The organism is Synechococcus sp. MU1655 (assembly GCF_023630655.1).
In the GTDB taxonomy this organism is placed as follows: domain Bacteria; phylum Cyanobacteriota; class Cyanobacteriia; order PCC-6307; family Cyanobiaceae; genus Synechococcus_C.
On the sequence record NZ_JAKUHK010000061.1, the window covers coordinates 1 to 8,351 of the forward strand.

9 protein-coding genes are annotated in these 8,351 nt (G+C 55.4%); 4 read left to right on the forward strand and 5 right to left on the reverse strand.

Going from position 1 to position 8,351, the window contains the following annotated elements; genetic code table 11:
- Window positions 1–17 precede the first annotated feature (17 nt).
- On the forward strand, window positions 18–110 hold the full coding sequence (gene petL / locus NCN04_RS10745) for a cytochrome b6-f complex subunit PetL (protein ID WP_157028669.1): 93 nt from the start codon (window positions 18–20) through the stop codon (window positions 108–110).
- Here petL and NCN04_RS04565 read toward each other — a convergent pair.
- Both NCN04_RS04565 and rimO read right to left on the reverse strand, forming a co-directional pair.
- Window positions 97–1,326 carry an MFS transporter gene (locus tag NCN04_RS04565; RefSeq protein WP_048347312.1) on the reverse strand — a complete coding sequence of 410 codons (1,230 nt, stop codon included), beginning with the start codon at window positions 1,324–1,326 and terminating at the stop codon, window positions 97–99. The genes petL and NCN04_RS04565 overlap by 14 nt on opposite strands.
- Window positions 1,323–2,720 carry a 30S ribosomal protein S12 methylthiotransferase RimO gene (gene rimO / locus NCN04_RS04570; protein WP_250395309.1) on the reverse strand — a complete coding sequence of 466 codons (1,398 nt, stop codon included), beginning with the start codon at window positions 2,718–2,720 and terminating at the stop codon, window positions 1,323–1,325. The genes NCN04_RS04565 and rimO overlap by 4 nt, the downstream gene beginning before the upstream one ends.
- Window positions 2,721–2,833: 113 nt before the next feature.
- Between rimO and NCN04_RS04575 the strand changes: the two genes are divergently transcribed.
- Window positions 2,834–3,775, forward strand: coding sequence for a vitamin K epoxide reductase family protein (locus NCN04_RS04575; RefSeq protein WP_048347310.1), 942 nt, complete (start codon window positions 2,834–2,836; stop codon window positions 3,773–3,775).
- 16 nt (window positions 3,776–3,791) lie between these two features.
- On the opposite strand, the gene nadB is transcribed toward NCN04_RS04575, so the two are convergent.
- From nadB to NCN04_RS04590, 3 genes are all read right to left on the reverse strand, one after another.
- Complete coding sequence (nadB, locus tag NCN04_RS04580) at window positions 3,792–5,474, reverse strand: L-aspartate oxidase (RefSeq protein ID WP_250395310.1); 1,683 nt, start codon at window positions 5,472–5,474, stop codon at window positions 3,792–3,794.
- 48 nt (window positions 5,475–5,522) lie between these two features.
- Window positions 5,523–5,900 (reverse strand): photosystem II complex extrinsic protein PsbU, encoded by a 378-nt coding sequence (gene psbU / locus NCN04_RS04585; RefSeq protein ID WP_048347308.1) that lies wholly within the window; start codon window positions 5,898–5,900, stop codon window positions 5,523–5,525.
- A gap of 112 nt (window positions 5,901–6,012) precedes the next feature.
- Complete coding sequence (locus tag NCN04_RS04590) at window positions 6,013–6,759, reverse strand: DUF3120 domain-containing protein (RefSeq protein WP_502988750.1); 747 nt, start codon at window positions 6,757–6,759, stop codon at window positions 6,013–6,015.
- A gap of 170 nt (window positions 6,760–6,929) precedes the next feature.
- Here NCN04_RS04590 and NCN04_RS04595 point away from each other — a divergent pair, with 170 nt between their 5' ends.
- Together NCN04_RS04595 and NCN04_RS04600 are read left to right on the forward strand one after the other, a co-directional pair.
- Window positions 6,930–7,781 (forward strand): undecaprenyl-diphosphate phosphatase, encoded by an 852-nt coding sequence (locus NCN04_RS04595; protein WP_250395311.1) that lies wholly within the window; start codon window positions 6,930–6,932, stop codon window positions 7,779–7,781.
- Window positions 7,782–7,802: 21 nt separating this feature from the next.
- Window positions 7,803–8,351, forward strand: a 549-nt coding sequence (locus NCN04_RS04600) for a PDZ domain-containing protein (protein WP_250395313.1), incomplete at its 3' end; no start/stop codon positions are given.

Here is an 8,351-nt window from a genome sequence, read left to right on the forward strand (position 1 = left end):
TGCAATCTGTGACTGTTATGGGCTTCGTTATTTATTTGGGTCTTGTCGGTGCCGGTTTGGTTGCAGCTTTTGCCTTCAGCACCATCCTGCGCGGCATCAAGCTGATTTGATTTCGTTCATTGGCATTCCACCGCGACGCCAGATTTCTCCTAAGGAGAGAATCAGGCCTACTCCTCCTGCAATCGCAAATGTTGCTTGCAGTCCAAGGGTGATCGTGAGCTGAGCTGCGATCAAGCCACTCAAGCCCCCACCTCCCAAAAACGCGATTTGGCTTAATCCGGCCATCCGCCCTCTCAGCACCTGCTTTGAGCCAACCTGGGTGATCAAATTGGCGCTACTCAGTAAGCCAGCGGTTCCAGCGCCAATGAGCCAAACCATCAGCAGCACGATTGGGATCCATTGGCTGCTCGCCATCCCCAGTTGAGCGACTGCTGTAATCAACCCAAAACAACCCAAAGTGAGACCAGGACGGCTGCTGAATTTGTGGCTGTTCCGTTGCAAGACGATCCCACCAGTGATGCTTCCAGCCGCCAGCACACTGGTGAAAAGTCCAAGATCTTGAGGGGTTGGCCCGAGGGTATCTGCGGCAATCAGAGGAGCCAGACCTGGGTGAAAGAACCCAACCATGCAAATCAAGGCTGTGAACTTCAGCACATGCCGCAAAACGGGTCCGCAGTCTTTCCAAGCTGAGTTGAGAGTGGCCGAATCTCTCGTGCTGCTTAGTTGTTCGATGGATCTGTTTGGCTTCAGCAGCCAGATCACGCTGGCAATCGGCAAGAGATAGGTGAGGGCATCGAGGCTGAGGGCCGTCGCGGGCCCAGTTAATGCCACAAGCCATCCCCCCAGGGGAGGACCGACCAATTTCCCAACATTGAAGACCACTGAAAAACTGGCGAGATAGGGCGCCAAGGTGCGCGGGTCGTCCACAAGCAGCGCGCAGTATTTATTGCGGGCCGTGAGTTCGTAGGCACCGGCAATCCCCATCAGCAGTGTGCTGGCGAGCAGCACTGCAACCTGGGCGGATCCGTCCAAAAGAGGAATGGATAGGGCTGCAAGAAGCCCTGCCCCGAGGAGTGCCCACTGCGCCTGAACCAGTACCTGCTCGCAGCCAATTCGATCGGTGCGAACTCCAGCAGGACCACTCACCACAAGCGTCGGGAGAGAGAGAGCAGCAAAATGAAGGGCGAGCAACATGGCGTTGTCGGTGCCGCTCATCAAGATCCAGCCCTTGGCGGTGAGACCTGCGAAAGATCCAGCGGTGCTTACACCCGAGGCAACAAGAAAAATTGTGCGTTGACGTTGATGCCAGCTGGGGCTTCTATTCACGTCGCAGCGCGAGCGGCGGCGACCATGTGAGCAGCGCTCACGACTCTGCCGGAGAGGTCGTAGATGTCTGCTCCTGTGATCTGAACGGGCACCATTGTTCCCGGATTCACTTGTAGTCCGTTATCACCGGGTTGTACGAGCACTTCTCCGTCCACTTCTGGAGCGAAGCGGGCGCATCGGCCAATCATTTCACCGGTGGAAGGATTGTGTTGCTCCACTAAGACATCCACGGTTCTGCCAATCCAGGAGGCATTGCGAGCTGCCGAAATGGGCTGTTGCAACGTCATCAACTTGTCTTTGCGTGCGATGGCAATCTCATCAGGGACTGAATCAGGAAGTGTTGCCGCAGCCGTTCCATCTTCTGGCGAGAAGGTGAAAATGCCAACGTGATCAAAGCGTTGACGTTCTAAGAAGCCGGCCAGATGTTCGAATTGGGCCTCTGTTTCGCCAGGGAATCCCACAATCAATGTGGTGCGAAGGATTGCATTCGGTAGCTGTTCACGAATCTGATCGAGCAATCGCTCATTGACATCTGCTTGCCAAGGCCGATTCATGGCTCGCAGCACCTCAGGATGGCTGTGCTGAAGGGGTAAATCGAGATACGGCAGCACATTGGGAACATCTCGGTAGGCCGCAAGAACGTCGGGGGTAAGCCCCGTGGGGTAGGCGTAGTGCACACGAATCCAGGGGATTTCCACATCGCCGAGTGCCTTGAGGAGATCGGCAAGACGGGGCTTGCCATAGAGGTCTAGGCCGTAATTGGTGGTGATCTGACTGATCAGGATCAATTCCTGAACCCCTTGTTCTGCCAACTGATGGGCTTCAGCCACGATCGATTCGATCGTTCTTGAGCGTTGATTTCCGCGGAGATGGGGAATGATGCAAAACGCGCAGCGGTAGTCGCAGCCTTCAGCAACTTTTAAATAGGCAACGGCTTCCCCTGTGGTGCGATAGCGGGGCAGGTTTTCGTCGGCCACAAAGGTTGGCGTTTGACTCACGCGATTTACGCGTTCGCCCGCTTCTACCTGCTGCAGCACCTCCACGATGTGTTGATAGTCGCCGGTGCCCACGATCGCTTTTGCTTCTGGTATCGATTCCAGAAGCTCGTCCTGAAAATGCTGGGCCAGGCATCCAGCAATGATCAGCTCCTTGCCTTGCTCTGCAAGTCCCACGAGGGTTCGTACTGATTCTTCGCGGGCGTCTTGAATGAAGCTGCAGGTATTGACCACCACAAGGCTGGCATTGTTTTCATCGCTGCTGACCCCATAGCCGGCTTCAGCGAGAAGTCCGAGCATGTGCTCCGTATCCACGCGATTTTTTTCGCAGCCCAGATGGGCGAAGGCCACCGTTGGCCGTTCTGAGAGGCTGTTGCCTGTTTTGGCGTCCCCGGCCATGGCATGACCCTGCAATCCCCCAGTTTAGGAGCGGATGAACGGATGACAGCCATGCGTAAACGCTGAATTGCTCACGCTTTGCTGCCAAAATCATGGGTAATTGATCGGCCTCAATGGCAACTCAGCGTCTCACCAGCCGACGCCGGCAGGACCAAGGCTCGAAATGGGTTCGGATTGTCATGGCCGTTTTGGCCACGGTCGGCGTCATCGATACGGGCTCGATCACTCTCAAGTTTTGGGGAGTGCTTGGGGATCTCACCTGTCCGATGGGTGCGGGTGGTTGTGACAAGGTTCTGAATAGTCCTTGGGGCACGTTGTTTCAGGGGGATGGCTTCAGCATTCCCCTCTCCTTTTCAGGCTTGATCGCGTATCTCGCCGTTCTGGTCATGGCGGTTGTGCCCTTGCTCCCGGGTTTGTCAGAAAACAAAGCAGACCTGTCGCGTCGCACCTGGTGGGGCTTGTTTACGGTCTCACTCGTCATGACTGTGTTCAGCCTGGTGCTTGTGGGTCTGATGGTGATCAAGATCCAGGCCTTCTGCTTTTTCTGCGTTCTTTCGGCGGTTCTCTCCCTAGCTTTATTGGTCTTGTCGTTGGCTGGAGGAGGGTGGGACGACCCCTCTCAACTGTTGTTTCGGGGTTTCCTTCTTGCGCTGGGCGTGTTGCTTGGTGGCCTGATTTGGGCTTCAGTTGTGGATCCTGAACGTCCAGATGCCGTAGCTACAGGCCCAGGCGCACCTCCGCCGGTGCTCACGGAAAGCAACCCAGCAAAAATCTCTCTTGCCGAACACCTCACGGCTTCTGGAGCGGTGATGTATAGCGCCTATTGGTGCCCCCATTGCCATGAGCAGAAGGAGATGTTTGGTAAGGAAGCTGCCAAAACCCTCAAGGTTGTTGAGTGTGCCCCAACAGGTCAAAACAACGACGCCAAGCTCTGTCAAAGCAAGGGGATTGAAGGATTCCCCACCTGGGAGATCAACGGCGAGCTCGATTCTGGGGTGAAAAAACTTCCTGACCTTGCCCGTCTTTCTGGATATCAGGGGCCGAAGGACTTCTGAATACAAGATCCAGACTTTAAGAAGTCACGGCTCTCGTCCCGGTGGTTTGGCCTTTGACTTGGCGGCTATGGCGGCACCATTGAGGCATGGGAGCTGGGGTGTCATTACGGAAATGTCCGCCCCTGCTTTCTTTCCTGAACAAACAAGCTTCCAACAGCAAAGAACTTGATTGCTGGCGATGCAGGAGATCCAACATCAGGTTCAGCTCCGCTCGCCTGTTTTCATTCAGTAGGGTTCGCTGTCCAGGATGTTGCTGTTGCATGAGCTTGAGAGGCGTCATCGCTTCAAGGATTGGCGTGGCTTTCTGCAGTGTTTGCAATACGTCTTGCATGCCGTGGGCTGAACGATCCACGCCTGCAACGCGCCAGCATTCCGATCTCAGCCAATGGATGGATTGAGTGAGTTCCTGTTTGCTGAATGGTCCATGACTATGAGCGTTGTCGGATGTTGCTTCTGATCGTCGTTCTTCTGTCGTTGTTTTAGAAAGTGGATTGCCAAGGTCGATGTCACGCAGTTGCCTTGCGAAGACAAGGCATTCCATCAATGAGTTGCTGGCAAGTCGATTGGCTCCATGCAGACCGGTGCAGGCCACTTCCCCAACGGCGTAAAGGCCAGGAAGGCTGGTAGCAGCTTGCAAGTCGGTGGCGACACCTCCCATCCAATAGTGGGCTGCTGGAGCCACGGGAATCGGCTGGTTCTCTGGGTTGATGCCCAAGTCGTGGCAGCGTTCCAAGATGGTGGGGAACCGCCGCAGCAAGGTCTCAGTGTTGATGGGGGTGAGGTCTAGTCCCATGTGACCGACCCCTTGCGCCTGCATGCGACGAACCAGAGCACGACTGACCTGATCTCTTGAGGCTAAGTCTTTCCCTTCCAGTTCATGGACGGGGCTTTGTCCAAAGGCGTCGACAAGTAGAGCCCCCTCGCCGCGGACGGCTTCAGAGATTAAGAAGCAAGGTGCATGTTCAAGTTTGAGGGCTGTGGGATGGAACTGAATGAATTCCAGATCTTCGATTGCGGCTCCGGCTTGCCAGGCCAGTGCAACACCTTCCCCGCAGGCTTGTGCTGGGTTGGTGGTATTGGCGTAAAGGTGGCCTCCACCTCCGGTGGCTAACACCACGGCGCGGGCAGGAATCCAGTGAAGTCTGGGGCCTTCGAGGACCTGGACTCCACAGCAGCGATTGTTTTGCACCCAGAGCTGGGTCACTCGCACGCCTCGGCGATGCTGCAAACCAGGACGAGCATCCACGCGTTCTCTCAAGACATCCACCAAGGCTTTGCCTGTGCGGTCCTGTACATGGAGAACCCTTCGATGACTATGTGCCGCCTCGAGGGTGGTCGCCAGTGACCCATCCGGGTTGCGATCAAACTCCATGCCGAGCTCTTGCAGTCTGAGCACGCTGTGCGGGGCTTGATCAACCAGAAGGCGCACGGCATCGCCATCACACAGCCCAGCTCCTGCCCGCACTGTGTCTTCGCCGTGGCTTCCAGCGTTGTCGTTGGAACGGGTGACTGCTGCAATCCCTCCCTGAGCCCAGCGACTCGACGATCGCCTGCTCGTGTTTCGATTGAGGAGCAGGACCCGTAGGCCCGGTGGCAGCTCCAAGCATGTCATTAGTCCGGCAGCACCGGCGCCAACCACGATCACATCCCAGGGTCCAGGCGCAATCGGTTCGATAGAGGTTGCGTTGCTGCTGCTCATGGGAGCAAAAACCGCCAGGAGTACTGGCGGTTCAAGCTTGGATCAAAGTCAACGGTACTGACCGTCGTTGATGCGATCGAAGCCCTCGTTGAGCGCAATCGATGGAGCTGTGACCACGAAATTGTCGCGGTATTTTTCGAACAACTCTTTCTGACGCTCTGAGAGGTCGAGTTTCAGAACGTCATCGACGTTCTCGTAAGGACCTCCCAAAACAATCTTTCCTGCGAAAGTGGGATACATCCCAGGGAATTGCTGAAAGCGACGCACTGAGGAATTATTTAAATCAACCTTGTCGCCGCGTTCGGCGAGTTTGTCGTCTGCGACATTTCTAATCTCAGCTGCAGAAACACTGGGGGGAACGAGAAGGCCTATCAATAGGCCACCGATCACAACCAAGCCCGTCAGCCAGGACAACAGGCGCTTCATCTAAATTCTCCGTCGGGATTCGGAACTGAACTTCCGGCAGCGCCGGTACGGAAACCTTACAAGTGCAGACCCCTTTTGCTACCTCAGCACAGTCAGGCGTTCGCAGTTCGTTTCAGATCAGACCGCTCAGGCTTGGGACTGAGAGGGACAGCACCAGAAATAAAGCATCAATCAAGAGGGTGGTGGAGAGAACCGCAGCTGCAATCCTCCACGCTTCTTGATGCTTTGAAGAACTGCCTGCTTGCGTCCAAAACTGCTTTGCCAACCAGAGGACTAGCCCTGCGGCTGAAACGAGAATCAAGAACGAAGTCGGTTGCAAAACCTGCTTTGCCGCCTCATTGAGAAGATGGGGGGCTTCGTTGGAGGTGGCTTTAACAACCTCTGGCCAAAACGACATCACCCCGGTCAGAGCCATGGTGATGTCTGTGATAGCTGTGCCAAGGAGTGAAGCGAGGTAAAAAGAACAACTCAGCTTCCAGCGACTGTTAAGACCTCCAACGGCTAGAGGTAAGGCAATGGCCTCAACGGGTAAATGCAACACCGGATGCGTGCGCAACCATCCCCAAAACAGGGTTCCAGCCAGCCAACTCCCACTGAATCCCACCAGCAGGGGGCCGAATTCCTTCCAAGACCTAGTGCCAACCTGAACCGCCACGATCCCTGTTGTCAGGAGAACTGCGGTGAACAAACAAGAACTAACCGGGTGAAAGCGTACCCAGGGCGCCTGAAGAAAGACAGGCAGAACAACCAATGCTGAAGCCCATAAGGACAGCGAGCGAGGAAACGAAAACGTTGGAACCTGGGACATCACCAGGGCCTTCGTTTCCGATGTTGGCGTCTGAATCAGACCACTCAGCAAAAGGGCTTCCCCGAATGAGGTCACTAAAGGACTCGAAGATTAGAAGATTTGAACCCGATGTCGGGATCTGGCGGCTAAGAACGATGAAAACGTCGTCTACCTCGTCGTCCTAAACACGTGCGGCTTTGCACGGAGTCGCTCATAGTCGTACTGCCTTCATCAAGAGCGCTTTGACGCCAGATCCTGGACTGCTGGAAGCTTGTTGGCGTGATTTTGTGCTCGGTGTCGTGCAGGGGCTCACAGAGTTTTTGCCGATCAGCAGCACGGCCCACCTCAAAGTTGTTCCTGTTCTTGCCGGATGGGGTGACCCTGGCGTCTCGGTGACCGCCGTGATTCAACTAGGCAGCATCCTTGCTGTGATTGCCTATTTCCGTGCTGATTTGGCGGGAGTGCTCAAAGGCATCAGTGGAGCGTTCCGCCGCGGTCAATGGCGTGAACCTGAGGCGCGGCTTGGGGTTGCGATGGTGATCGGTACCCTGCCCATCTTGATTGCCGGTTTGTGCATCAAGTTGTTTTGGCCTGGTTACGCCACCTCCCCATTGCGAAGTGTCCCGGCCATTGCTGTGGTCTCAATTGTGATGGCGCTTCTGTTGGGGTTCGCTGAACTGCTCGGGCCGCGACTGAAGCAGCTCAATCAGGTGGATGGACGGGACGGACTTGTGGTTGGTCTGGCTCAAGTTCTGTCATTGATCCCGGGTGTCTCTCGTTCCGGAAGCACCCTCACGGCAGCACTCTTTGATGGATGGAAGCGGGCGGATGCGGCTCGCTTCTCGTTTTTGTTAGGGATTCCCGCCATCACGATCGCAGGATTGGTGGAATTGAAGGACGCATTCTCAGCCCCCAGCGCGGGAGGGGTGTTGCCTGTTTTTGTGGGGATCTGTTCTGCCGCAGTGGTGTCCTGGCTGGCGATCGACTGGCTGATTAAATATCTCCAGAGTCACAGCACCAGGATTTTTGTGGTGTACAGGTTGCTCTTTGGTGTGCTCCTTTTGGTCTGGTGGTCTGGTTCGGCATCAAACTGAACGAAGTTGAGCGTCAGCCCTGTGTGGAATGAACCTTCTGCAGGTGTGGCTGTTGCGGCTCTTGATCCGGATCGTGCCTCACGCCAGCCCGCACCCGCCGTTGTGGCATCGGTGGAACCGGGATCGATCGGTGAGGACCTTGGCTTTGAGCCTGGAGATCAGTTGTTGAGCATTAATGGTGTTCGTCCCCGAGATCTGATCGATTACCGCTATTTGATCGTTGAGGAAAAGCTGCATTTAGAGATTCGCGATGCAGCAGGGGAGCTTCACCAGGTGGATCTGGAAAAGGATGAGGACGATGGACTTGGGCTGGTATTCACAGAAGCCCTGTTCGATGGATTGCGGCAATGCAGCAATGCTTGTGCCTTCTGCTTCATCGATCAGCAACCACCTGGTCACCGCAGCAGCCTCTATCTCAAGGACGATGACTATCGCTTGAGCTTTCTCTATGGGTCTTATTTAACACTTACAAATTTAAGCGAGTCCGATTGGCAGAGGATTGAACAACAGCGGCTGTCGCCCTTATTTGTTTCTGTCCATGCCACTGACCCCGAGCTGCGCTCGAACCTT

Excerpts from the sequence above, each read along its gene's own strand:
- petL (WP_157028669.1), top strand. The coding sequence starts at position 18 with ATGGGCTTCGTTATTTATTTGGGTCTTGTCGGTGCCGGTTTGGTTGCA.
- rimO (WP_250395309.1), bottom strand. The coding sequence starts at position 2,720 with ATGGCCGGGGACGCCAAAACAGGCAACAGCCTCTCAGAACGGCCAACG.
- NCN04_RS04575 (WP_048347310.1), top strand. The coding sequence starts at position 2,834 with ATGGCAACTCAGCGTCTCACCAGCCGACGCCGGCAGGACCAAGGCTCG.
- nadB (WP_250395310.1), bottom strand. The coding sequence starts at position 5,474 with ATGAGCAGCAGCAACGCAACCTCTATCGAACCGATTGCGCCTGGACCC.
- psbU (WP_048347308.1), bottom strand. The coding sequence starts at position 5,900 with ATGAAGCGCCTGTTGTCCTGGCTGACGGGCTTGGTTGTGATCGGTGGC.